We start from the raw sequence: 24,788 nt of genomic DNA on the forward strand, positions 1-24,788 counted from the left end.
ATTAACAAAATGTACCGCCATCCTGCTAAACTTAAAAGCACTTATCTCTTTATCACTGCTTTTTTATTATTCATTTCCACATTGGTGCATGCCCAACGGACGATTAATGACGTAATGGATTCTACAACAGTAAATCATTTACTCATCATATCAAAGAAATACGGCTCATTATCATTTAGTGGATATTTGCAGCCACAATTTCAGGTTGCTCAATCAAATGGGGCACAGGCAGAATACCAGGGAGGTAACTTTGGCGAATTCACCAATAACCGGTTCAGATTGAGAAGGGGCAGATTACGGGCTGACTACATGATGTTAACAGAAGATGGTAGTCCATCTACCTATTTTGTACTCCAGTTTGATGGTACCGAACAGGGTGTAGCCATACGCGATTTCTGGGGCCGTTATTATGAAAACAAATGGAAAATATTAGCCGTAACGCTTGGCCTTTCAGGCCGTCCTTTCGGGAACGAGCTGCAGCTGTCTTCTTCTGTCAGGGAAGCACCGGAGCGTGGACGGATGTCGCAGATTTTAATGAAAACGGAACGTGACCTGGGGGTTACGTTTACGCTAAATCCACGATGGAAAGATGCAACACTTAAAAATCTGGTGTTTGATTTCGGTATTTATAATGGTCAGGGCTTGGCTGGTCCTGGTGAGTTTGACAATAGCAAAGATTTCATCTTCAGGTTAAGCCATAAAACTTATGCATTTAATCAGTTTACCATTGCAGGTGGCATTAGTACACTCCAAGGCGGTTTAAACCATCGTTTGCCTGTTAGCTATAAAATGAACAGGATCAACGATCAATGGAGAATGGAAAAGGATTCAACTGCTTCGACAGTTAATAAAGTAGCACCCAGAAGATATTATGGTGCAGATATCCAGTTGGCCACAAAAACCAAAAGCTGGAAATCAGAGCTTAGGGCAGAAGTAATTTCGGGCTTACAAACCGGCACTTCAACTACCTCGGCCACACCAGGTACCTATCCTGTTGATAATAAATCGGTAGCCTTGCCTTATTACACCAGAACTTTTAATGGTGCTTACCTCACGTTTGTACAAACTTTAAATAGTACCGATAACCAGCTCATTCTAAAATACGACTGGTATGACCCAAATGCTAAAGTTAAAGGCATGGAAATATCTGCCGATAAAGGACTCTCGCCTGCTGACGTTCGTTTTGACACTTTTGGTTTTGGCTTTTTACATCATTTTAACCCACACTTTAAAGCAGTATTGTATTACGATATCGTCAGAAATGAATCCACTCAGCTTTCGGGTTACACTGCTGATAGAAAAGATAACGTGCTTACCTTGCGTACGCAATTCTATTTCTAATAAATCACCTTACCATTGAGGAATTGATACAAATTCCACTACCTTTGCTTAAAATTGCGCTGCTATGAAATCTGATTTTATGACATTCAACTTAAGCCAGATCCTATCAACAACGATGGTGTTGTTTGCGATTATTGATATCTTAGGTGCGATACCAGTGGTGATCGAACTCCGTAGAAAGGCTGGTCATATCGAATCAGAAAAGGCTTCGCTGGTAGCAACAGGTCTAATGATCCTATTTTTGTTTGTTGGCGAGTCGCTCTTAAAAGTAATCGGTTTGGATGTTGAATCTTTTGCCATTGCTGGCTCTTTCGTTATCTTCTTCATCGCCATGGAAATGGTGTTGGGTTTAACCATTTTTAAGGAAGAAGCACCTGAAACAGTTTCCATAGTACCATTGGCTTTTCCTTTGATTGCCGGGGCAGGAACGATGACCACTTTACTTTCGCTAAAAACAGAATACCATACCCAAAATATTTTAGTAGGGATTATACTCAATATGTTGTTTGTTTACTTTGTATTGAAAAACACCAACAGACTGGAAAAACTTTTCGGTAAATCTGGTCTGAATATTTTACGTAAAGCCTTTGGCGTTATTTTACTGGCCATTGCCATTAAATTGTTCAGGAACAATACAGGACTTTAAGAAACCGTCAATTAAGCCGTTATTTCGCCTGAAGCTAATTAGTCTTCATGGGTAGCAAAATGGAGAAATTTATTGCTGTGCAATTAAAGATTTCGTTTCGAAGATCCTTATGGTTGTCCAATACAATGGAAGTGAAGGTCTATTTAGACAATTGACAATTCCCGCACTAATCTGTAACAATAATTTCGTATATTCATCTAAACATAAAGCTTACACAATGAACAGCTTTGAAGAATATACCCTGATTATCGGAGCAATAGCCGTTTTAATCGAAGCGGTTAAGTACGTCAAGAGGAATTTTGCATCCTGGTTTGAGCATACTTAAATTGTGGTCCTCGACCGCAGCAATGTGGAGCGGAGAGATCTAACCTGAGATAGATTTAGCTTCGCTGAGCGCTTCGTGGTTCTCGAATGCGTTGCACTCCGCTCGAAAGGATGGAGAGAACGATAAGCATCCAAATCTTAACAATCTTACAATCCAAAGACCTGTTATTCATTTTGCTTAATCAACCTGGCTACAAACATCGTATCGGCGTTATTTTCAAAGCCTTTTATCAATTCCATTTCTTCCAGTTCCAACGGCAATGTATCAATCATATGCTGTACAACAGCCTCATTTTCGGCTTCAAAAGCTGAACAGGTAATGTAAATTAAAGGTTTTCCTGGTTTAAGGTATTTTACGACGTTTTGGGCAATCCCCTTTTGTATCGATGCGAACTGATCAATCTTACGTTCTTCGAAAAAAGTGAGCATCTCAGGTGTTCTTCCCCATGTTCCTGAACCTGTACAAGGCGCATCCAAAATAATTCCATCAAACTGGTAATGGTGTAAAACCTGATCATTGTTCTTTAAAAGATCAAGCTCTTTTTTATGGTATTTTTTAATTCCTGCCGAGCGGAAACGTTCATCCAGATTTAAGAGCACGCTCTCCCGCAAATCTGAAACCAAAAGTTCAATTACCGGCTCCAAACTGTGCAGCAATAGAGTTTTTCCACCTGAAGCTGCGCAACAATCCCACCATTTATCCCATTTATTAGGCTTAAAATATAAACCTGTGTGTTGTGATGATAAATCCTGAACCTGGTAAGTCCCTTCCTTTAAAATGGTTTCAAGCTTGGTTCCATTGGGCAAAGCCAGGGCAGTATCCGTAATTACTTTAACAGCTATACTTTCAGCTTCCAGTTTGGCAGTCACTGCTGCTGAATCTTCAGCCTTTACCCTAATAAACAGATCTGGTTGTTTAAAAAACGATGCAAAAAAATTATTTTTATTAACGCCGGTAGAAAGTGCCTTATGAAAAGGATAAGCCTGTTCGACATCAAAGCCCGGATATTTAGCTTTAATCAGTGCTAATTTTTCTTCCAATGGCAAATTCATACTTTCCCTTAAATCTGGCAGGCTCTTTTCTACTAACAGGCTTAACGTATCGTGGCATAGAAAATCGGCAATACTTAACCTTTCTTCAGCAGGTAATGATGGTAAAGCCTTACCGAGTCTAAAAAAGCTGTAGATATATCTTGTTGCCCATCTCCTGTCTGATGAGCCCATCTGCTTGTGCTGTTTAAAATAAACAGGCAGAAAACGATGTAAAGGTAAATTTCCATCGTAACTGCTCAAAATTTGTTCAAAGGCCCTTAACTGGTGATCTGCTTTCATGCGATAATTTAAAAAGAAAAATTATTGATTACTCAACCGGGCTTAGTGCAAAGTTTTTATACTTCAATAACATTAAACTGGTATTAATGTAGCCTGATTTTTCATCAAGGATAAACGAAAAGTTATTATGCAAGCCTTTGTATTTATCTTTCACGATATAATCCCGATAATCTTCACCATGGGTTGCCAGTAACCTGCCAAAATAATAACCAACATCGAAACCTTTAAAAGCATACTCCCCAGGCTCAAAGCCATATTTATAGCGATACTTTTTGATAAAGGTGATCACATTGCCGTTTTTATAGTCGATTTTATAAGAAGAACTGATAATGGTGCTCAGATCCTGTAATTTATCAGCCGGATAATTCTGTTTTACCCAGTTAGGGTGACCAAAAAGCGAGATATTATATCCTCCGGTCCGGAGATGTTTTAGTTTGTATAGTTTTTCTACAGTTGGTAATACAAAAGCGCGGTCGGAAGAAGTCAGCACTACGGCATATTGTTTACCTTTGATCATCCTTGTTTCAAAAGCATAGGCTGATGCATATTCCTGTATAACAAATTTGCTATTGGCTTGAAGATAACTTCTTATCGGTGCTGCAAAAGCCTCGTCTTCTGTTTTTTTTGTGTTGATAAACACCACTATCGTATTAGCGGGATTGTAATTTTTAGCAATATAAGTGGCTATCTTTTTTCCATGTAATCCTATATTATTTACAATGGATACCAAATTGGGATTATTGAATTCAGTAGGTTCTGATGCCGCTAATGGAGATACAATAATTGCATTATTTTCTCTGGAATAAGCGGAGATAAATCTTAATCCTTCCGGAAAAACAGGGCCAATAATTAAGTTGCTTTGTTTAAAGCGTTCATTATTATATAGAAGTGATATATGCGCATTATCATCTTCTGTATCAAAGACATTTAGTTTAAAGTTTAAACCCTGTGCTGCGACAGAATCCAATCCCAGTTTAAAGCCCTGATAGAAATCGATAGGCATCGCATATTTTTCGATCTCAGCCTTTGTAGCAGTTTTTAAATTAAGCTGGTCGAGCTTAAATGGAACCAGCAGAGAAACGCTTGCCTGCGAAAACTTCTTGAGAGGTTTTTTATCTGTAGGTTTTTCTTTTTCGACCGGCTTACTGGTTTCAGGCTTAGGTGTCCTGATTTTAGGCGAACAAGCACCTAAAACAATCGTAAACAAAACCAGCAACCCATAAACTTTCTTCAAATTCATACCTATCTTTTTTAACAAAATATGCTAGCAAAGTTTATTCCACCTTGCTAGCATAAGCCTATTATTTATATTGTTTGGAATAAAAACTCCAAACTAAAAACTAACAACTCCAAACTGGGCTATTCCCATTCAATGGTTGCCGGTGGTTTAGAGCTGATATCGTACACTACCCTATTGATTCCCTTAACTTTATTAATAATTTCGTTTGATATTTTAGCCAATACCGGGTAAGGCAGGTGACACCAATCTGCAGTCATGCCATCAAGCGATTCTACAGCCCGTAAAGCAATTACATTTTCGTAGGTACGCTCGTCGCCCATTACCCCTACTGATCTTACAGGTAGAAATATAGCTCCGGCCTGCCACACTTTATCGTACAAACCCGCTTCTTTCAGATTATCAATATAAATTTTATCAGCATCCTGTAAAATGGCCACTTTCTCAGGAGTAACCTCTCCAATGATGCGAATGCCGAGGCCAGGACCTGGAAACGGGTGTCGACCTAAAATAAATGATTCTAAACCTAATGCCGTGCCTACTCTTCTCACTTCATCTTTGAACAGCGTTTTAAGTGGCTCTACCACTTTAAGCTTCATAAAATCTGGCAAACCACCAACATTATGGTGTGATTTAATGGTAGCTGACGGACCTTTTACCGATACTGATTCGATAATATCCGGATAGATAGTTCCCTGAGCCAGCCATTTTACATCCTGGATCAGGTGAGATTCTTCATCGAAAACTTCGATAAATACACGGCCAATGATTTTACGCTTAGTTTCAGGATCTTCTACGCCGGCCAACTGACCTAAAAATTTGTCTTTCGCATCAACGCCCTTAATATTTAAGCCAAAATCTTTATACTGTTCTAGAACACTTTCATATTCATTTTTGCGCAATAAGCCGTTGTCAACAAAGATACAGTGAAGGTTTGTACCAATAGCTTTGTGCAGAAGTACCGCAGCAACACTGCTATCCACACCACCTGAAAGTGCCAGAACAACTTTATCATCACCCACAGTGGCTTTAATATCTGCAATAGTTGTTTCAACAAAAGCAGCCGAAGTCCAGTCCTGGCTACATCCACAGATATCAACAAGGAAGTTTTCTAAAAGAATTTTTCCGTCAATACTATGCGTTACTTCAGGGTGAAACTGGATGGCATAAGTATCAGAATCTTTAATGTGGTAAGCAGCCACCCTTACGCTATCGGTACTTGCTATCAGCTCAAAGTTTTCAGGAATATCGGTAATGGTATCACCATGGCTCATCCAAACCTGCGAACCGATATTGATCCCTTTAAATAATTTGTTTTCCTGATTTACAAAATTCAGGTTAGCCCGGCCATATTCGCGCGTTGATGAAGGCTGAACGCTACCGCCTGAATGTTGGGCAATATATTGTGCGCCGTAACAAACAGCCAGTAAAGGATATTTTAAATGGTATTTTGATAAATCAATCTGAGGTGCATCTTCCTGGCGAACAGAGTAAGGGCTACCCGAAAAGATAACGCCTTTTACATCAGGTGTAACCTCAGGAAGATTGTTGTATGGATATATTTCACAGTAAATATTTAGTTCGCGAACCCGACGGGCAATGAGTTGTGTAAACTGCGAACCAAAATCGACGATAATGATTTTCTCTTGCATCCGCAAAAGTACCAATTAGATATGAGATTTGATATGGAAGATTAGAGATTTTTAGCGGAAAAATCAGAAGTAAACAGTTCGAAGTCGGCAGACACTTTTCGTTTAGCAGTTTGCGTGGTAACGAACCTATGGCAAATGAATCAATTAACCGCTAAGATTCCATCAAAAGTACTTCCACTCCAAATTTCCTTAAAAAATCAACCCCCTCATCACTTGGTAAACCTTTGTAAGCTGCATAAGATTTAGAGTAATATACCAGTTTGATCCCTGATGACAAAATAAGGCGGGCACAGGCAATACATGGCGACAAAGTAGTGTATAAAGTACATCCTTCTATTTTTGATCCGTTTTTTGACGCATATAAAATCGCATTTTCTTCAGCATGTAAGGCCAGAGAGCAACTTCCTTTGCTATCCCGAGTACAACCATGCTCCGGCCATTCCTCATCACAATTATGTGTGCCGGCCGGCGGGCCGTTGTAACCGATCGAAATAATGCGGGTATCTTTGGTTAAAACGGCACCAACATGCGCACGCACACAGTGTGAGCGGGCAGCCAAATCGGTTGCCAGGTTCATAAATATGGTATCGAAACTTGGTTTATCTGTCATGTGCTAAAATAAAAAAACCACAAAGAACTTAATCTTTGTGGCTGCTAAAATACTGGAATAAAAATTAATGTCCGCCAGAAATTTTCTGATCGAAATTAATTCCCTGCGATCTTAATATGGAAGCTACCCTCCAGGCGTAAAATGCCAGGTAAGCGAAGCAAATAATACCCACAATATAACTGTATTGAATGCCGGTGAATTCAGATACCAAACCTTGCAACCAGCTGATGATCCCACCGCCCATAATCATCATAATCAAGAAACTACTTCCCTGACTGGTATGTTTACCTAAACCACTAACGGCTAAAGTGAAGATACATGGCCATAAGGTACTGCAGAACAAACCAACACTGGTAATAGCATATACACTCGTCATGCCGGTAGTAAACATACCAATTAATAAAGCGGTAATGCCAATAGCAGAAAAAATCAATAACATTCTGGCCGGATTACCTTTGCTGGCCATATCGGCTAAAATTAGCACCAAAATAATTACTGCATAAATATAAAATGGTGCCAGATCGTGTTTTGCAATTGCATTTACAACCAGGAAAATACCAAAAGCCAAATAAGGTGCAATAAAGCGCAATACTTTTTGTGTGCTTACATTATCGGTAAAAGCTTCAACAGCACCTGTCCAACGGCCGATCATCATACTTGCCCAGTATAATGAAATATAGGGTGCAATATCTTTGATTTCAAAGCCTAAGTCTTTCTCCATGTAAGCCGGTAGGTTACTCGCTGTTGAAACCTCAACACCCACATAAACGAAAATGGCGATCATACCCAAAACCAGTTGTGGGTAATTCAAGGCTGATCCCTTAATCGATTTAGTGTCATCCGCCGAAGCTTCCACCAAAGCAGGTCGATCAGGCAACGACGACATTTTTAAGAAAATGGCAACGGCTATAAAAGCCACTCCTAAAATTAAATAAGGAATTTTAACGCTTTCTACGCTAATGTTGGTATTGGCATTCGCCGCCGAACCGAAAATGGCAAAACTTACAATAAGCGGCCCAATGGTTGTACCGAAGTTGTTGATACCACCCGCAAGTGTTAAACGTTGTGAACCTGTTTTAATCGGTCCTAAAGCAATGGCTAACGGATTGGCAACAGTTTGCTGTAAAGAGAAACCCAAGGCCACGATGAACAAACCGGAAAGCATTAATGGGAAAGAATGTAAATTGGCTGCCGGATAAAAAAGTAAGGTTCCTGCTGCCGAGATAACTAAACCAAGAGCTAATGAATTTTTATAACCAAGCTTATTTACAATATCTTTTCCCATAATAACTGAAATGAGGTTATAAATTAACGCCCCCACCGTATATGCGATGTAAAATGCCAATGAAACCAATTGACTTTCGGCCTGCGATAAATCGAATGCCTTTTTAAATACCGGGATGAGGATGTCATTACTGGCGGCTACAAAGCCCCAAAAGAAGAATACAGTGACCAGTGGAATAAACTGCGCCCACTTGGTTTGCGTTTGTTCTGAATTCATATTATAAATCTAGTTTTAGTGGGGCTAAACATAAATAAAAAAAACTAATAACCAGTATTTTTTATGCAACCTATGCAACAAAAATAAATGTTACATCTTTAGGTATAAAATTGCATATTCGCATATCATAAACAATACAATGCATGTTTGAAGCTATATTACTAGGTATAGGAGCAGGGATTATTTCATCGTTTTTAACAGGGCCGGTATTTTTTGCAATGATTAAAACCAGCATCGAACGGGGTTTCAAGGCTGGTTTCTCTTTAGCCATTGGCGTAATTATAAGTGATATTATTCTGATTGGACTGGTTCTTTTTGGTAGCCAGTTTTTTAATTATAAAGCAGAATTTGATAAATACGTAGGCAGTATTGGCGGTGTGTTTCTTCTGGCAGTGGGGATTTATTACCTGGTTTCAAAAATTACTGTGCATTACGATAGCAATACACTCCAAAAAGTAAGCAAAAGAGGTTACGTGCTCAAGGGTTTTTTAATGTGTATCCTCACTCCTTCTACCCTCATGTTCTGGATTATTGTGAGCGGAATCATCTCTGTCAAGCTCAACAATATGCTTAACGAAAAACTGGTCTGCTTTTTTATTGCCATGGCCACACAACTTGGCATTGATGGCGCCAAAAGTTTTTACTCTAGCAAACTGCGTTATAAAATAAAAGAGGACGCGCTTAAAAAGCTGAATAAAATTGCCGGTGTAATAATAATCTTTTTCGCCTTCTGGCTCATTATTAAGACTTACCTGAAGTTTTACACGTAAAACTTAACATTCTGGCAAATTAATACCCACCAGTGTCCTAAACACTTTAATGATTAGTAGCTTTTTTTTTGGAAAGCAATGCCAGTGCTGCTATTAAGGTCCGTCCTGCCAATGCTGCAAGTCCTCACCCGGTGAAAAACCGGGTTCCGGGCTTTCCGCTTATATCAGGTTTAGATGGGAAAAGTCTGTAACATCAAGAGACAACACTTTCATAACCAACTTACAATCAAAAATAACTGTTTCTTAGCGATCAATATTTGTTTTTACACGCCGCAGCCGTGTTCTCACGAACCGCAGCAAATAAACAAAAAATAGCCCATATCAGCGATATGAGCTATTTTATCTTGTTCCTCAAGGGAAATTTTGAAGCTACTAATAAGCCCTTTGGTTATTTCCTTCTTTCCAGTTCACAAAAGCTTTGTTAACTACCTTGTTTCCTCCCGGCGTAGGGTAATTTCCAGAGAAATACCAGTCGCCTTTATTTTTCGGACAAGCTTCGTGCAGGTTCTCTAAACTTTGGTAAATTACTTCAACCTCGGCTACAGTACCTTTAGGGGTAATGATCTGTGCAATCTTGGCCGAAATTTCTTCAGGCGTAAACGGCTTGTATATCTCTTTAACGTGATTTACAATTTCCTCTTTAGGCAACAATAACGAAGCTTTACATTTTGCGTAAACATCTTCTATTACCTGCCACATGCCGCGCTCAGTTAACAATTGAATAGCTGCATCAAAAGCCACAAACTGTCCCATCCGGCTCATATCTATACCATAACAATCGGGATAACGAATTTGAGGTGCAGAAGAAACAATAATAATTTTTTTAGGATGTAAACGGTCTACAATTTTAATGATACTCTGTTTTAAAGTGGTACCACGTACAATTGAATCGTCCAATGCCACCAAAGTATCCTGATGATTGTTGATAATACCATATGTAGTATCATAAACGTGTGCCACCATTTCGCTTCTATCTGCATCCTGCGTAATAAACGTACGCAATTTCACATCTTTAACCGCTAGTTTTTCCACCCTGGGCGCCATCGATAATAACTCGTCCAGCTGCTCGTCGTTTAGCTGCTCTTTTTTATGCAAAAGGGTGTCTTTCTGGTGCCTGCGTACATATTGCTGAACACCATCAACCATTCCGAAAAACGCAACTTCTGCTGTATTTGGAATAAACGAGAATACCGTATTCTTTAAATCGTAATTAACGGCCTGAAGAATTTTTTCACTCAATAAACGACCCAGCTGTTTACGTTCACGGTAAATCTCCACGTCACTTCCTTTTGAGAAATAGATGCGCTCGAATGAGCAAGATAGTCTTTCAGTAGGCTCGCGGAACTGCTCCATGCTTACCTCGCCGTTTTTCTTGATAATTAAAGCATGACCTGGATCGATCTCTTTAACATCTTTAAAAGGGATATTAAATGCGGTTTGTAAAGCAGGTCTTTCAGAAGCCGCAACCACGATCTCATCATCGTAATAATAATATGCCGGACGGATACCTGCCGGATCGCGCATGATAAACGAATCACCATTACCTACCATACCACAGATCGAATAACCTCCATCCCAGGTTTTGGCTGAGCGGCGAAGGATGTTGGCAATATCCAGGTTATCAGATATTTTGTGCGTAATGGCAACGTTATCGTGTCCTTCTTTTTTGTACTGATCAAAAAGCTCCTGGTTTTCATCATCCAAAAAGTGACCGATTTTTTCCAGTACGGTTACCGTATCTGCTTTTTCTTTTGGATGCTGCCCCAATTCGTACAACTGTTCCAATAACTCATCCACATTGGTCATGTTAAAGTTACCGGCAATAACCAGGTTGCGGGTCATCCAGTTGTTTTGCCTTAAAAAAGGGTGGCAATTTTCGATGCTGTTTTTACCATGTGTACCATAACGCAAATGGCCCAATAAAACTTCGCCAATAAAGCTGACATTGTTTTTGAGCCATTCTGTATCCTGCATTAATTCAGGCGTGTTTTCCTGTATATCAACAAATTTGTTCTGCACATATTCGAAGATATCGGCCACTGCATTAGAAGCCATGCTTCGATATCGGCTAATATACCTGCTGCCGGGTTTCATATCCAGTTTAATGGTGGCAATACCTGCGCCGTCCTGGCCCCGGTTATGCTGTTTTTCCATTAAAAGGTATAATTTGTTAAGGCCGTAAAGTGCTGTACCGTACTTTTGCTGGTAGTAAGAAAGTGGTTTTAACAGGCGAATAAAAGCGATTCCGCATTCGTGTTTTATCTGATCACTCATTATATGGATTTGAAGGCGCAAAGTTATCCTTTTAAATATTCAGAACCTAAACAAAAGTGTTTTCTTTTGTGATGATGAGTTTTATCTGACAGATGATACAAATAGACCACTTCTGCATTTCCCAAGTTAAAAACCTGTATTATTAATTAGAATAATTCTAAATAACTTGCAAAAACGAGTTGAAATTAACATTTTTGTGATATTATTAATATTTAGTCTAAATTGAAACAAATTTACACATCATTGTTATTATTCTTTATTTGTTCGTCGGCAATGGCGCAGGTAAGAAATGGGATAATTGGCACTGTAGTCGATCCGCAGAACAAGCCTTTGGAACTTGTTAACATTAAAATTTTAGAAACCAATCAATATACAATTACAGACAAAAATGGTTTGTTCAGGATTAACGGCTCTGAAACCAATAATATCCTAACCCTCGAATTTTCCTATATCGGTTATAAGAAGTTAAGCTTACCCGTAACCGTTAAAGCAGGAGGAACCAATCTTGGCAACATCCGGTTAGAGGTTTTAGATCTAAGTTTGGAGAACATTGAAATTAACGCCAAGCGGAATTATTCTGGTCAAACCAACTCTTCGCTGATTGTTACCAGGGATTTAATTGAACAAACTCCGGCATTGAGTGTAAACGATCTGTTGAATCAGATTCCGAACAGAAAAATCCAGCCGCCTTCTCTTCAAAATGTACAAAACATCAATTTAAGGGCTGCTTATGCACCTACTACTGATGGGAAAGGCGCTTTCGAACTAAATAATGCATTTGGAATTGCTATAGTTATGGATGGGAATACCATTAGTAACAACGCAAACATGCAAAGTTTTAATGCTGGCAGGGCCGGTGGCGTAGGCTCATCATTTGTAAAAAGTGGAAGTTACGGAATCAGGGGGACTGGGAATGATAAAACAGGTTATACTGGTGACTATACTTTTGGAGGTACCGATTTAAGGCAAATTCCAGCTGATAATATTGAAAGCATAGAGGTAATACCTGGGGTTGCACCCGCAAAATATGGTGACTTAACCGATGGAGCAATTATTATTGAACGACAAGCGGGTAAATCTCCAGCCTATATCAGAATGCAGTTGCGTGATAATGCCACGTCATATAGTTTCTCCAAAGGCTTTGAAATCAGTCCAAGATTCGGCGCTGTAAATGTGGGCGTTAATTATGTTAATTCCTTCGAGGATAACCGCGATAAATTAAAGGCTTACCGAAGGATCAATACAAATGCAATGTGGACAAATTCTTTTGGCAATACCAGGCAATTAAAAAACACCTTCAGCATAGATTATGGCAGAAACCTTGATGGCATAAAATTCGACCCGGATGACGAAAAAAGTACCCGAACAAAATTCGATAGCTGGAATTTTAGTGTTGCAAACAGAAGCAACTATCGTTTTAATAACTGTTTCCTAAAAAATATTGGACTAAATTTAAGATATGCAGAGGGACATCAGGTTAGTTATAAGGAAGAGTTAGTTAATGATGCATATGTATTATACAGTACGGCAACAACCACCGGAATACACGAAGGATACTACGATTCAGGTATCTACACTGCAAAATCATTAATAGATGGTCGTCCGATAAATGCAGCTGCTAATTTGGATTTTACCGGAGGGTTTGTAACAGGAAGTCTTGTGCACAACCTATCTTTCGGCACCAGTTTTAGCTACAGTGCAAACAAGGGATTGGGCCAAACGATTGATCCGAACGAGCCAAGGGGCACCACAAGAGTTGCAAACACATCGCTGGGCACAAAAAGCTCAGAACGTTATTATGACTTCAGATTGGCCCTGGCACAAAAAGACCTTGGTTTTTATATCGAGGATCTCTTTACAGCGACAGTACTAGGCAAGCCATTAAATGTAAGAGCAGGGATGAGAACTGATATACAAAATGGCTATACATCTTTTTCTCCACGAACAAACATCAATTACGAGGTTAATAAGAACTTAAGATTCGGTGTCGCCTATGGTTTATCATATAAATCGCCGGGCTTAGCACAGCGTTTTCCTGGACCAACCTTTTTTGAAATACCTTTACTAAACGCATATAACGGAAAGGTAAATGAAAGTACCTATTTGGTTTATGTAGAACGTTACGAACCTACAAGTGTGGGATTAAAACCGTCAAAAAGCGAGAGTATTGAGCTATCAGCCCAATTAAAAATCAATAAATTTAGTCTTTCACTGACAGCCTTCAACAAAAAATCCAGAGACGGAATATCTACTGTACAAAATTTACAGAGCATTTTCCTTCCTAGCTATACTGCAACCCTCAATGCGGATGCGAAGCCAACAATCAATCAAACAGGAACAAAAGCTTACGCAATTAATTATTCAACATTTAAAAACGATCTTTTATCTGATAATCAGGGATTTGAAGCCATTTTAAATACACCAGAAATCAGGGAGATTAAAACCTCTTTTAATATTAGCGGCGGACTTTTCAAAACTAAATCGCGTTCGGTTCATAATTTGTTAAGCAGTGAAATCCCCAACACAATTACAACAGACCCGAACTATGCTTATATTGGCGTTTATGAGCCAAAAAATACCAGAGCTTATTTCAGCAACGGTAGAATTACCAGCTTAACCCATATACCCAAATTAAGCCTCGTGGTTTCATTTATTGCCGAATTCCAACTACTGGATAAGGTTATCAATACCGAAAGTTCAAGAATCCCATTAGGTTATTACACCAGTACCAATCAGTATGTAGCCATTACAAATTTCGATAGGAATAACCCTTCTTATGGCCATTTGTATAAAACGCCAGAGCAACAGGCCGAAGCCAATCTTCCCCGTATATTCTCTAACTACCACATGAGCATTGCAAAAGAGATTAAGAAACGTTTCAAATTCGCATTTAACGTTTATAATGTGTTCAATTATCAGCCCTATTATGTTACTCCTGCGGGAACATATAACTATCCAAACAGCAGCCCGACTTTTGGTGCTGAATTATCGATTAAACTTTAGACGATGAAAAAAACTATATTCGCAATCGCTGTTATTGTATTTCTTTTCTCTGCCTGCAGAAAATACCAGGGCGATATACCGGAAATCCGTCCGGTTCAGTTTAAGGTGATCACCTCATACGCTTCAGATAACCTGGCAAAGGCTTTACCTTTAGCCAAAGTGAAGTTGACTTTCAAGAACAATAAAAATAACAAAGAAAATATTTATTCTACCCAAACTGATGGCACGTTTTCTTTAGATTCAATTTCACCGGGAAGCTATGATATTTCAGCCTCCATAGAAATTTCAGCTTCTGAATATTCTACTCTTACAGGAGAAACCGTATCTAAAAATGTGGTTTTTAATGCTTCAGAAAAAGCAAGGACTATTACCATTGAAAACGGTCAAAGTATTCATTTAAAACTTATCGCAGGCCCAACAGGCCCATGGGTAATCAAGCAAATCTATTTTGCAGGGTCTAATACCACAATCGGTGCTTCTTTTAGGGATCAATTTATTGAGATTTACAACAACTCTGATTCTGTATTATATGCTGATAGTTTGTATATCGGGGAAGCACTGGGCATCCAAAACTTCACTGCCGTAAATATTTACAGGCAACCGAACAGCCAGTATGACTGGAGTAAAGCGCAAGGTATGCCTACAAATATTGATGCCAATAATGATTATGTTTATACGAGAGCACTATTGATGATACCTGGAACTGGAAAGCAATATCCGGTTCAACCGGGCAAAAGTATTGTACTGGCACAAACTGCTGTAAACCACAAAGCACCTTTTACCGGTTCTGACGGAAAGGTAATTGCAGCGCGAGACCCCTCTTTAACGATCGATTTGAGTGGTGCAGATTTTGAAGCCTATTATGCCCCTTTCCTACCCCGACCTCTCGCTTCAGATATAGATAATCCCTTGGTGCCTAATGTTGACGTTTTATCTTACAACGGAACTGATCTGATTTTAGAAACAAGTGGCAGAATGGGGTACATCATATTTAAAAACCCTGGTACAACAGCTATTAAAGATTTACCAAAATACCCATATCCAACCATTGCTCCGCCAAGTGCTAGTGCTGACAGATATTATCAAATTCCCCGGTCCTTCATCATTGATGCTGTAGAGACGCAAACCAATGTAGCAACATCAAGAGTACCTAAAAAACTTATTGCAAGCCTTGATGCATTATATACCTACGTACCCAATGGGATATATTCTTCTCAATCTGTAATCAGAAAAACACAAGCCATCGTGAATGGCAGGATCATTTTAAAAGACACCAATAACTCAGCAGAGGATTTTGACTTCCTTCCACTTGCTAATCCCAGGGGATTTAAATAATTATTACATGGGTCAAAATAACCCACAACATAAAAATGAAGCACAACAATATTTTATATATACTTTTAATTTTTGGCACTGTATTCAGGGCATCAGCGCAAATTAACGATGCGCAGCATACCGCAACAGATGCCAAACAATTCTCTGCAGACTCAGTGCAATTTGGTGCCTATGATTTCGCAAAAATCAGCCCTTTTTTCATTAAAAAGTTAATGCCCGTAACTTTTAATAGTTTAAAGCTTAACCAGGTTTTTGAAAAAGGTACTTTGATGAAAGCCCAGGATGCATTAAAGGTAAGTACCACTTCGTTAAGCACGGAGGGAGTTTCACAACTTAATTCGATCACATTGTGGGGATTATTCTCATACAACAGATCGGTAGAAGACAGCACATCGTTTTCTCATCAAACCCGGAATAATTTGGCAAACCCTTATTATTTTGGTTCAGTTAAAAATTTAAATTATCAAAGAACAGTTTATAATCTGAAGGCTTCAGCAAGTAAAAATTTACTGAATGATCATTTAAGCGTTGGCCTAGGAACCGATTATAGGATAGGCAACCATTACTCTACGAATGATCCACGTGGAGAAATCAGCGACTACCAATTAAATTTACTTGCCTCAGTAGGTTATCATATTACAAAAGAACTAGCCCTTGGTACAGCTTACAGACATGGCTACGGATTGGAAAAGGTTAACGTTGCATATAAAAACAGTAGTCTTTCTCAAGGCAAAGTAATTCCTGAATTTACGAACTATTTAATAAACGGGTATGGTGAAGGCGAAGAGTATAATGAAAGAAGAACCGTTCAAAATAACCAGATAAGGAACGGCTTTGATGCTTATTTAAGCTTTGAAAATAAAAAGTTGGGGAGCTTTAATTTTATCTTCCAGACATCTAGGGAGAAACAAAAATTTGATTACAGAACTTCACTGGCGATTACTGAATATATCAATTTTAACCTGGTAAGTGAAAACTATCGTCTTTTTTGGTTAAAGAAAACAGCTTCAAATGCATTAAGTATAAACGTTAGTTATAAATCAAATACCGGCGATAATTACATTAATGTTTATTTAGCAAACAGTTACCTATTTAGGAACAAGTCATTGGGTACACAGGCTTACTACAGCATAAGAAAGAACCAATTTACCCATAACTTTGGTTTGGGTCTGAAACAGTATGAAGAACGTAAACAAGATGGCATTGCCGGAAATGATATTAGATTTAACCAGCTAAACTACTCACTTAGTTATGGTGTAAACCATCAAAACAAAAACAACCACAATTGGGGCATCAGCTTAACCGGTTTATACAATCAGTACCTTAATTCTGATTTCAGTGTACTGCTGGCTAACGAAGGTGTTTTTACTAAAAGTGTAATTTACTACGACTATGCCTATAATACGACCTCAAAATTTGGTGTTGGCTTATCAAGTGATTATAGTATCCCGATGTTCAAACAAATCCAGGCCGGAATTAAACTTGGGCTTAGCTATTGGAGAAGAGACGAGCTAAAGGATTTCGGTAGAATATTAACAAATACTCCCGGCAAAGACCGCTTTTCTTCCAACATCAGCTTAAACCTTTATTTTTAACCATGAATAAAATTTTTGTCATCCTTTCCTTAATCCTTAGTGGGTTGATCTTGTTTTCATTTCAATCGGCCAATTTTAATGATGACGATGAATTGAGTATTGATAGCCTGCGCAAAGTTTATTCAAAACCGACCAGCCAATGGCCCAAACCTACGGTAGATGCAGGCGCCGTTTTTCAGGAACTTGGTGAACTTCCTCCCTCGCCTGTCGATTTAAAAAACGATTCGGTGAAAAGTGTGGTGGAGTTAGGAAAAATTTTATTTTTCGATCCACGTTTATCAGGCTCAAACCAAATCTCCTGCTCGAGCTGCCATGCGCCAGATTTACACTGGACTGATGGCCGCCAGGTATCTATTGGACACGATCATTTGGCCAATATCCGCAATGCGCCGTCTTTAGAGAATGTTTGGTTTTACAAACGCCTGTTTTGGGATGGCCGTGCAAGCAACTTAGAAGAACAAGCTGGTAGTCCGGTAGCTGCACATAATGAAATGCACCAGGATATGAAAGCACTATCTAAAAAACTGAGTAAGATAAAAGGTTATCAACCTTATTTTAAATCTGCATTTGGTTCAAAAGAAATTACCAATAAACGTATCTTCGAAAGCCTGGCCACTTTTCAGCGTAGTATTGTAAGCCGCAGAACACCTTTCGACCGTTTTTTAGGAAAAGATAAAAAAGCGCTTACTGATCAGCAATTGGTGGGTTTACACCTGTTCCGTACTAAAGCACGTTGTATCAATTGCCATAATGGTCCCTTATTTACGGATAACGAATTTCATAATGACGGTTTAACTTATTATGGGCGTAAATACGAAGATTTAGGATTATATAACGTAACCAAAAAACCGGAAGATGTGGGCAAATTTAAAACCCCGGGTTTAAGAAATGTAATGAAAACTGCCCCCTGGTTCCACAATGGCCTATTTCCTGATATGGATGGCGTAATGAACATGTACAATGTGGGCATGCCGGTACAAAGGGTAAAGCCGGAACAGGTAAACGATCCGCTTTTGCCTAAAAACGATAAATTGTTAAAAGGTTTAAAACTGAGCAAAGCTGAGAAAGATGCTGTTGTTGCCTTTTTAGATGCCTTATCATCGCCAGCGGTATTGGTTAGGGTTGAGCAGTTACCGCAATAGTTGGTTTGGAGTTGGGAGCTTACAGTTAGCAGTTGACAATCTCTTAACCACTTTGAACAGTTGAAAAATTAACTCTCGCCTGAGTTAGCCCTTTAGCGTTTGGTACACGAAATAAACAACTTACCGATGAACTAATCACCCAATGGCCTAATGACTAATAACCAATGACCAATAAACTACCTTACATCTTACCCGATTTCAATGCTTCGCCAAAAAAGATAGAAGCATGCTCGTCGAATGCAACCGGATCTCCGCTGGTGTAAAAAGAACGCTCACCCTCTTTGCCCAGCTTTTGTTCAATTTCTGGATGCCTTGCCAAATAATCTACCAAACTATCGGCTACAATATCACCTTGTGCCAAAATGTTGATGTAATCAGGAAATATGGTCTTTAATTTAGGCAATAATAAAGGGTAATGCGTACAGGCCAGCAATACACAATCGATATCGGCCGATTGTTTTAGCAGCTGACTACAGTATTCATTGATAAAGAAATCGGCCCCTGGCTCTAAATGCTCATTATTTTCGATCAATGGTACCCACATTGGGCAACTTTGCTGGTACACTTCTATATCAGGAAAAAATTTATTGATTTCCAAAAGGTAGGATTTCGAATTAACGGTTCCTCTCGTACCCATTACACCTACTTGTTTGGTACTTGTGTACTGGTCTATTACTTCGGCTGTAGGTCGGATTACGCCGAGTACGCGCCGATCTGGATACTTAGCAGGTAGATCGCGCTGCTGAATGGTTCGAAGTGCCTTAGCTGAAGCGGTATTGCAGGCGAGTATTACTAAATGGCAACCTTTGGAAAAGAGCCATTCTACACATTCTAAAGTGTATTTATAAATGGTATCAAAAGCATGATCGCCATAAGGCGAACGGGCATTATCACCTAAATAAATATAGTTGTAATCTGGTAACTGATCGGCAATAGAGCGGAATACCGTTAAACCACCGTAACCTGAATCGAAAATACCTATTGGCGATGCCTGCATGGTTGAAAGTTAAATGGTGAAATGTTGTAAAGTTAATTGAAAACTGGAACTTTATAAAGGTAGCTTAAATGTTAGAAGGATGAATGTGGGAATGCTTTCGATGCCCTGAAATTCAGCCTTTCAACTTTACAACGTCCAACCTATGGTAAATAAAAAAGCGGAACTAAGTTACACTTAATTCCGCTTTGTCATTCCGACTAAAGACTTTTGACTGAAGACTATTTCTTAGGCGCAGCTGGTTTTGCAGCAGTAGCTGAAATACCTAATTTAGTTTTAACTGCAGCGGTAATATCATCGCCACCATCCCAGAATACTAAATTGTTACCACCTTGACCGTTTGCAATATCAAACACGTAAGCCAAACCTTTTTCTTTAGCGATAGCAGAAATTGCATTTGCAACTTTAGCCTGGATAGGTTGGAATAACTCACCTTGTTTGGTACCTATATCTTGTGATGCTTTAGTACGTGCATCGGTAATGCGTTTTTCTAAGTCCTGTAATTCCTGACCGGCAGCTTGTAATTCTTTACCTACTGTTTCTTTATTCGCCTCACTTAACGTTTTTTGTTTAGTCTCTGCAGCAGACATTTTAGTCTGATATTCTTTGATCATTGCATCAATATCAGCTTGCTTTTGTTTACCTAAAGTTTCTAAGGTAGTTTGAGCTGTTTTAGCTTCAGGTAAATTTGCAAAAACCTCTTCAGAATTAATGTGACCTAATTTTTGTTGTGCACTTGCCATATTCGCTGTAAACAATAACCCCGCTGCTACAAAGAATACGTTAATTAACTTTCTCATCGTTTTACTTTACTTTTTTTATTTTTTTCTGTTTGTTTTTCTTCAAAAATCAGGGACGAATATACTAATTATTTACGGTCCCTGGTTTATAACCTAATTTTACAATTACATCATTACTCACATCGTAACTGCTACTGGCATAAATCATCATTGTGGCCTCACTGCTTTTGTCGAAAATGAAGTCTAAATATTTAGATTTTGCAATTTGTTTAATGGCTTCAGCTACTTTATCCTGAATAGGCTTAATCAGTTTAACCCTGCTTTGAAATAGATCTCCGTCTGGCCCAAACTTAGAGCGTTGAAACTCTTTAGCTTGTTTTTCTTTTTCTATAATCTCGTTTTCACGACGTTTACGCATATCATCAGTTAATAAAACCTGATCTGCCTGATAAGCCTTATACATCCTGTCGATTTCTGAAAAATTCTGATCAACCTGCTGCTGCCATTGTTTAGATGCCACATCCAACTGGCTAAGTGCCGATTTATATTCTGGCAAATGTTTCAATATATACTCGCTGTCTACGTAAGCAAACTTTTGCGCAAAAGCACCAAAAGAAGTGCAAAGCAGGAATGCGATAAAAAGATACTTTTTCATCATATTAATGTTTTTTTAAAGGTGATTAAGCTATCATGATTTTATCTTCTTTATTGCCAAGTAGGCAAAATCCTGATGGTTTCATTTGTGTATGTGTTTTAATAATATAGTTAATAACCTAAGCTTTCTTTAAACTCTTATTGCAATGATTTATTGCATAATTAGTTATTTTTTTGTTCTTTATCAATTAAAATCCACCTAATTGTTGTGCGATACTGAAAGTAAAGTTTTGTTTACCGCCGTCCTGAACGCCAGGGATTCTATCAAATGCATGTCCGTAATCGATACCCAATAAACCAAATATAGGTAGGAAAATACGTGCACCAACACCAACTGATCTTCTCACATTAAAAGGATTAAAATCACCAAATCTATTCCAGGTATTACCAGCTTCAGCAAAGGCTAAAACGAAAGCTGTTGCCTGCTGACTCGCAATTACCGGATAACGGGCCTCCAATACATATTTGGTATAAATCGGGCTACCAGATTGTTGTGCAATTCTTGGGTCAGAACCATTTGGTATCACAGCGTTGTTGGCATAACCGCGCATAGCAATTAACTCAGACCCCTGTAAGAAATCGAATCCCTGCATACCATCACCCCCTAGTTTGAAACGTTCGAATGCAGACTGGCCAACGGCTTTGTTATACTGCCCCAGGAAACCAAATTGTGCCTGGGCCTTAACTACCAGGTTGCCCACTACTCTCTGATACCATTGCGAATCAAATTTCCATTTATGGTATTCTGTAAAACGGTATTTCTCTTTGTCAGATGCCGTAGCATAGTTTGTTTTATTCAACAATGAAAACGGTGGTGTGGCCTGAACGGTGAAACGTAAAAACGATCCTGATTTAGGAAAAATCGGCGAATCTCTTGAATCACGGCTAATCTCTTGTGACAAACTCAAGTTATAAGATGTACCTGTATTAAATAAATATCCTGAATAATTGTTCAAAATATACTGTTGTAAACTTACCGCATGAGACAACTGGAAATAGTTATCAGGCCAGTTTAATCTTCTTCCGAGACTCACGGTTACCCCGTTTAAACGGATTTTTTGAAATAGAGCGTCTCCGTTACTTAAACCGTTCGATTGCAATGAAGTAAATGCACTTACCCCAAAGCTTACCGGTTTCTCACCGCCAAACCATGGTTGCGAAAACGAGAAGCTATATGATTGGTAATATTTACCGTTGGTTTGCCCACGTAAGCTTAATTTCTGTCCATCGCCTTTTGGCAATGGTTTATATGCTTTTAAATTGAACAGGTTACGTAACGAAAAGTTATTGAAAGTTAAACCTAATGTACCAATGATCCGGCCGCCGCCAAACCCACCAGATAGCTCGATCTGATCCGAAGGTTTTTCTTCTACCGCATATTCAATATCCACAGTACCGTCAGCCGGGTTAGGGCGAGGTGTAGGTACCGTTTTAGACTCATCGAAGTTACCTAACTGACCAATTTCGCGAATGGTACGGATCAAATCACTTTTGTTAAATTTCTGTCCCGGTTTAGTACGGATCTCACGTAAAACAACTTTGTCATTTGTAATGGTATTTCCTTTCAGCGTGATGCGATTGTTGGTGTACTGCGGTCCTTCATACATACGTAATTCCACATCTACGGTATCTCCGTAAATTCGGGTCTGTACCGGATCGATATTAAAAGTTAAGTATCCGTTATCAGTATACATACTGTTAATGTCTCCACCGTTTTCACCACCCCCATTTAATTTTTTATTTAATCTTTCTTCGCTAAAAACATCACCTTTCTCAATCGTTAATACTTTATTTAAGATACTATCCGGATAGATGGCATTACCTGCCCAGGTAATGTTACCGAAATAATACTTTTTGCCTTCGTAAAGGTCCATTCTGATGTTAACCTTTTTATCATTATATTGGTAAATGGTATCTTTTAACAATTCTGCATCGCGATAACCTTTCTCGTGCATTTTAGCAACCATTTTTATCTTGTTCTCTTCATATTTCTCTTTTGAGAATTTTCCGGAACCCCAGAAACGCCACCAGGCAAATTGTTTAGGGTTTTTAAGGAACTTTCTGAGTTTTGCTGATTTGAAATCCTTATTTCCGGTAAAATCGATGTGTTGTACTTTAACACGGTGTCCTTTATCAATATAAGCTTCCAGGACTACACTGTTTTCTGCATTCGGATCCTTGCGCGTTTTGTAATCGATTTTTGTAAAGAAAAAGCCTTTATCCAATAAATATTTCTTAACAATAGCAGATGTGGTATTGTATAGGTTATCGTTTACGATTTTACCTGTTTTATCGTTAAGTTTTTCCTGAATGGCAGTTTTTTCAGATTTGCGAACACCTTTTAAATCGATAGAACTTAAACGCGGACGTTCTACTACTTCAATTTCAAAATAAACAGAATCCTGAACAAATTTTTCAACGTTAAGTTTAACATCATCAAACAGGCCCTGCGCCCACAATGTTTTAATCGCATCAGAAGTAGCTTCGCCAGGAAGAACGATTTTATCGCCTTTGGTCAACTTAGATAAGGTGATTAATACCTCTTTATCTAAATACTGGGTACCTGTTACAGTTGTACCTCCAATAATATACTCTTTCGGACTAAAATAATCGAGATCTAAGCCACCAACCTTTAACGAAGGGGTTACCGGAGCCTGACCTTGTGGACGTATTTGAGCGAAGGCCGGAGCGGCTAAAATGAGTAGGATTAAAACCTGAAATATTCTTTTCATTAAAATTATTTGTTCAGTAATGACCAAAAGGTAACGATGTTTTATAAAGCAGATTGACTTTATCTTGTTCCCTTATTATGGTTTCATTTATCGTATAAAAGTGGTGCTAAGTTAGTTTAAACGCTTGTTAAAAAGTGTTAAAAGAAAAATTAGTTTAACTGTTCACTAATTTTACCAAAACGGCGTTCGCGTTTTTGATAGTCAACAATAGCCTCGAAAAGATTTTCACGTCTGAAATCCGGCCATAAAACATCAGTAAAATAAAATTCGGTATAAGCCATTTGCCAAAGCAGGTAATTGCTGATCCGGTGTTCGCCACTGGTCCTGATCATGAGTTCAGGATCGGGTATATTTACGGTTGTGAGTTTAGATGCAAACAGGTCTTCGTTAATATCATCCAGTGAAATGACATTTTCTTTTACAGCTGATGCAATTTTTTTTGCGGCTTCGATAATCTCCCATTTTGCACTATAACTTAAAGCAAGTGTTAAAGTACATTTTTCATTATGGGCGGTTTTCTCCATCGCTTCTTTTAAATCATCAATACACTCCTGAGGCAAAGATGCAATATTGCCAATGGCATTCAGCTTAACATTGTTTTTATTAAGTGTTTCGGTTTCTCTGTTGATGGTTGAAATTAAAATCTGCATCAAAGCATCTACTTCTTCTTTGGGTCTGTTCCAGTTTTCGGTAGAAAAAGCATACAAGGTAAGGTATTCGATACCCACTTCCACACAACCTTCTACAATATCTTTTACAGAAAGTACACCATGCTCATGTCCGAAAACCCGCACTTTACCCTGGCCTTTAGCCCATCTTCCATTACCATCCATGATTACGGCAATGTGCTTTGGCAGGCGGCTATAGTCTATTTGTTCTTTAAATCCCATTAATTATGTCAAAATC

18 protein-coding genes are annotated in these 24,788 nt (G+C 38.7%); 7 read left to right on the plus strand and 11 right to left on the minus strand.

What is annotated here, in order from left to right:
- The first annotated feature begins 9 nt into the window (after nt 1-9).
- Nucleotides 10-1,341 (plus strand): porin, encoded by a 1,332-nt coding sequence (locus ACIQXP_RS08165; RefSeq protein WP_387505182.1) that lies wholly within the window; start codon nt 10-12, stop codon nt 1,339-1,341.
- A gap of 79 nt (nt 1,342-1,420) precedes the next feature.
- Complete coding sequence (locus ACIQXP_RS08170) at nt 1,421-1,987, plus strand: MarC family protein (protein ID WP_029274105.1); 567 nt, start codon at nt 1,421-1,423, stop codon at nt 1,985-1,987.
- Between the two features lie 489 nt (nt 1,988-2,476).
- On the opposite strand, the gene ACIQXP_RS08175 is transcribed toward ACIQXP_RS08170, so the two are convergent.
- The 5 genes from ACIQXP_RS08175 to ACIQXP_RS08195 form a co-directional block, all read right to left on the minus strand.
- Nucleotides 2,477-3,643 carry an RsmB/NOP family class I SAM-dependent RNA methyltransferase gene (locus ACIQXP_RS08175; protein WP_387505183.1) on the minus strand — a complete coding sequence of 389 codons (1,167 nt, stop codon included), beginning with the start codon at nt 3,641-3,643 and terminating at the stop codon, nt 2,477-2,479.
- A 28-nt stretch (nt 3,644-3,671) separates the two neighbouring features.
- Entirely contained in the window at nt 3,672-4,883 is a 1,212-nt protein-coding gene (locus ACIQXP_RS08180) for a type 1 periplasmic-binding domain-containing protein (RefSeq protein ID WP_387505184.1), read from the minus strand.
- Nucleotides 4,884-5,002: 119 nt separating this feature from the next.
- Entirely contained in the window at nt 5,003-6,532 is a 1,530-nt protein-coding gene (guaA, locus tag ACIQXP_RS08185) for a glutamine-hydrolyzing GMP synthase (protein WP_145860314.1), read from the minus strand.
- 151 nt (nt 6,533-6,683) lie between these two features.
- Nucleotides 6,684-7,142, minus strand: coding sequence for a deoxycytidylate deaminase (locus ACIQXP_RS08190; protein WP_293744353.1), 459 nt, complete (start codon nt 7,140-7,142; stop codon nt 6,684-6,686).
- 64 nt (nt 7,143-7,206) lie between these two features.
- Entirely contained in the window at nt 7,207-8,643 is a 1,437-nt protein-coding gene (locus ACIQXP_RS08195) for an MFS transporter (RefSeq protein ID WP_293744352.1), read from the minus strand.
- Nucleotides 8,644-8,786: 143 nt separating this feature from the next.
- Here ACIQXP_RS08195 and ACIQXP_RS08200 point away from each other — a divergent pair, with 143 nt between their 5' ends.
- Nucleotides 8,787-9,413: a LysE family translocator gene (locus ACIQXP_RS08200; RefSeq protein WP_387505185.1), complete on the plus strand. Its 627-nt coding sequence runs from the start codon at nt 8,787-8,789 to the stop codon at nt 9,411-9,413.
- A gap of 372 nt (nt 9,414-9,785) precedes the next feature.
- On the opposite strand, the gene ACIQXP_RS08205 is transcribed toward ACIQXP_RS08200, so the two are convergent.
- On the minus strand, nt 9,786-11,687 hold the full coding sequence (locus ACIQXP_RS08205) for an amidophosphoribosyltransferase (RefSeq protein WP_293744351.1): 1,902 nt from the start codon (nt 11,685-11,687) through the stop codon (nt 9,786-9,788).
- Between the two features lie 222 nt (nt 11,688-11,909).
- On the opposite strand from ACIQXP_RS08205, the gene ACIQXP_RS08210 reads away from it, so the two are divergent.
- The 4 genes from ACIQXP_RS08210 to ACIQXP_RS08225 are packed head-to-tail and all read left to right on the plus strand — an operon-like array spanning nt 11,910 to nt 18,762.
- Entirely contained in the window at nt 11,910-14,690 is a 2,781-nt protein-coding gene (locus ACIQXP_RS08210) for a TonB-dependent receptor domain-containing protein (RefSeq protein WP_387505186.1), read from the plus strand.
- 3 nt (nt 14,691-14,693) lie between these two features.
- Nucleotides 14,694-16,025, plus strand: a complete 1,332-nt coding sequence (locus ACIQXP_RS08215; protein ID WP_293744349.1) for a DUF4876 domain-containing protein — start codon at nt 14,694-14,696, stop codon at nt 16,023-16,025.
- Between the two features lie 35 nt (nt 16,026-16,060).
- On the plus strand, nt 16,061-17,620 hold the full coding sequence (locus ACIQXP_RS08220; protein WP_387505187.1) for a DUF6850 family outer membrane beta-barrel protein: 1,560 nt from the start codon (nt 16,061-16,063) through the stop codon (nt 17,618-17,620).
- A 2-nt stretch (nt 17,621-17,622) separates the two neighbouring features.
- Nucleotides 17,623-18,762, plus strand: coding sequence for a cytochrome-c peroxidase (locus ACIQXP_RS08225; protein ID WP_293744347.1), 1,140 nt, complete (start codon nt 17,623-17,625; stop codon nt 18,760-18,762).
- Nucleotides 18,763-18,943: 181 nt separating this feature from the next.
- Here the strand turns inward: ACIQXP_RS08225 and murI are convergent, their stop codons facing one another.
- The 5 genes from murI to ACIQXP_RS08250 form a co-directional block, all read right to left on the minus strand.
- A complete protein-coding gene (gene murI, locus ACIQXP_RS08230; protein WP_293744346.1) occupies nt 18,944-19,759 on the minus strand; it encodes a glutamate racemase in 816 nt (271 codons plus the stop codon).
- A 218-nt stretch (nt 19,760-19,977) separates the two neighbouring features.
- Nucleotides 19,978-20,556 carry an OmpH/Skp family outer membrane protein gene (locus ACIQXP_RS08235; protein ID WP_293744345.1) on the minus strand — a complete coding sequence of 193 codons (579 nt, stop codon included), beginning with the start codon at nt 20,554-20,556 and terminating at the stop codon, nt 19,978-19,980.
- Nucleotides 20,557-20,620: 64 nt separating this feature from the next.
- Complete coding sequence (locus tag ACIQXP_RS08240) at nt 20,621-21,151, minus strand: OmpH/Skp family outer membrane protein (protein WP_090986068.1); 531 nt, start codon at nt 21,149-21,151, stop codon at nt 20,621-20,623.
- A gap of 187 nt (nt 21,152-21,338) precedes the next feature.
- The gene (gene bamA / locus ACIQXP_RS08245; RefSeq protein WP_293744344.1) at nt 21,339-23,882 is read right to left on the minus strand and encodes an outer membrane protein assembly factor BamA; all 2,544 of its coding nucleotides are present in this window, start codon (nt 23,880-23,882) and stop codon (nt 21,339-21,341) included.
- A gap of 149 nt (nt 23,883-24,031) precedes the next feature.
- Complete coding sequence (locus ACIQXP_RS08250; protein ID WP_090986071.1) at nt 24,032-24,772, minus strand: isoprenyl transferase; 741 nt, start codon at nt 24,770-24,772, stop codon at nt 24,032-24,034.
- Nucleotides 24,773-24,788 lie beyond the last annotated feature (16 nt).

Origin of the sequence: Pedobacter suwonensis, from assembly GCF_044762335.1 — a bacterium.
Classification (GTDB): domain Bacteria; phylum Bacteroidota; class Bacteroidia; order Sphingobacteriales; family Sphingobacteriaceae; genus Pedobacter.

Bases quoted from the DNA above. Each gene is read 5' to 3' on its own strand.
- ACIQXP_RS08200 (WP_387505185.1), top strand. From the start codon at position 8,787: ATGTTTGAAGCTATATTACTAGGTATAGGAGCAGGGATTATTTCATCG.
- bamA (WP_293744344.1), bottom strand. From the start codon at position 23,882: ATGAAAAGAATATTTCAGGTTTTAATCCTACTCATTTTAGCCGCTCCG.
- ACIQXP_RS08225 (WP_293744347.1), top strand. From the start codon at position 17,623: ATGAATAAAATTTTTGTCATCCTTTCCTTAATCCTTAGTGGGTTGATC.
- murI (WP_293744346.1), bottom strand. From the start codon at position 19,759: ATGCAGGCATCGCCAATAGGTATTTTCGATTCAGGTTACGGTGGTTTA.
- ACIQXP_RS08220 (WP_387505187.1), top strand. From the start codon at position 16,061: ATGAAGCACAACAATATTTTATATATACTTTTAATTTTTGGCACTGTA.
- guaA (WP_145860314.1), bottom strand. From the start codon at position 6,532: ATGCAAGAGAAAATCATTATCGTCGATTTTGGTTCGCAGTTTACACAA.
- ACIQXP_RS08180 (WP_387505184.1), bottom strand. From the start codon at position 4,883: ATGAATTTGAAGAAAGTTTATGGGTTGCTGGTTTTGTTTACGATTGTT.
- ACIQXP_RS08175 (WP_387505183.1), bottom strand. From the start codon at position 3,643: ATGAAAGCAGATCACCAGTTAAGGGCCTTTGAACAAATTTTGAGCAGT.
- ACIQXP_RS08235 (WP_293744345.1), bottom strand. From the start codon at position 20,556: ATGAGAAAGTTAATTAACGTATTCTTTGTAGCAGCGGGGTTATTGTTT.
- ACIQXP_RS08205 (WP_293744351.1), bottom strand. From the start codon at position 11,687: ATGAGTGATCAGATAAAACACGAATGCGGAATCGCTTTTATTCGCCTG.
- ACIQXP_RS08170 (WP_029274105.1), top strand. From the start codon at position 1,421: ATGACATTCAACTTAAGCCAGATCCTATCAACAACGATGGTGTTGTTT.
- ACIQXP_RS08195 (WP_293744352.1), bottom strand. From the start codon at position 8,643: ATGAATTCAGAACAAACGCAAACCAAGTGGGCGCAGTTTATTCCACTG.
- ACIQXP_RS08250 (WP_090986071.1), bottom strand. From the start codon at position 24,772: ATGGGATTTAAAGAACAAATAGACTATAGCCGCCTGCCAAAGCACATT.
- ACIQXP_RS08165 (WP_387505182.1), top strand. From the start codon at position 10: ATGTACCGCCATCCTGCTAAACTTAAAAGCACTTATCTCTTTATCACT.
- ACIQXP_RS08240 (WP_090986068.1), bottom strand. From the start codon at position 21,151: ATGAAAAAGTATCTTTTTATCGCATTCCTGCTTTGCACTTCTTTTGGT.
- ACIQXP_RS08215 (WP_293744349.1), top strand. From the start codon at position 14,694: ATGAAAAAAACTATATTCGCAATCGCTGTTATTGTATTTCTTTTCTCT.
- ACIQXP_RS08190 (WP_293744353.1), bottom strand. From the start codon at position 7,142: ATGACAGATAAACCAAGTTTCGATACCATATTTATGAACCTGGCAACC.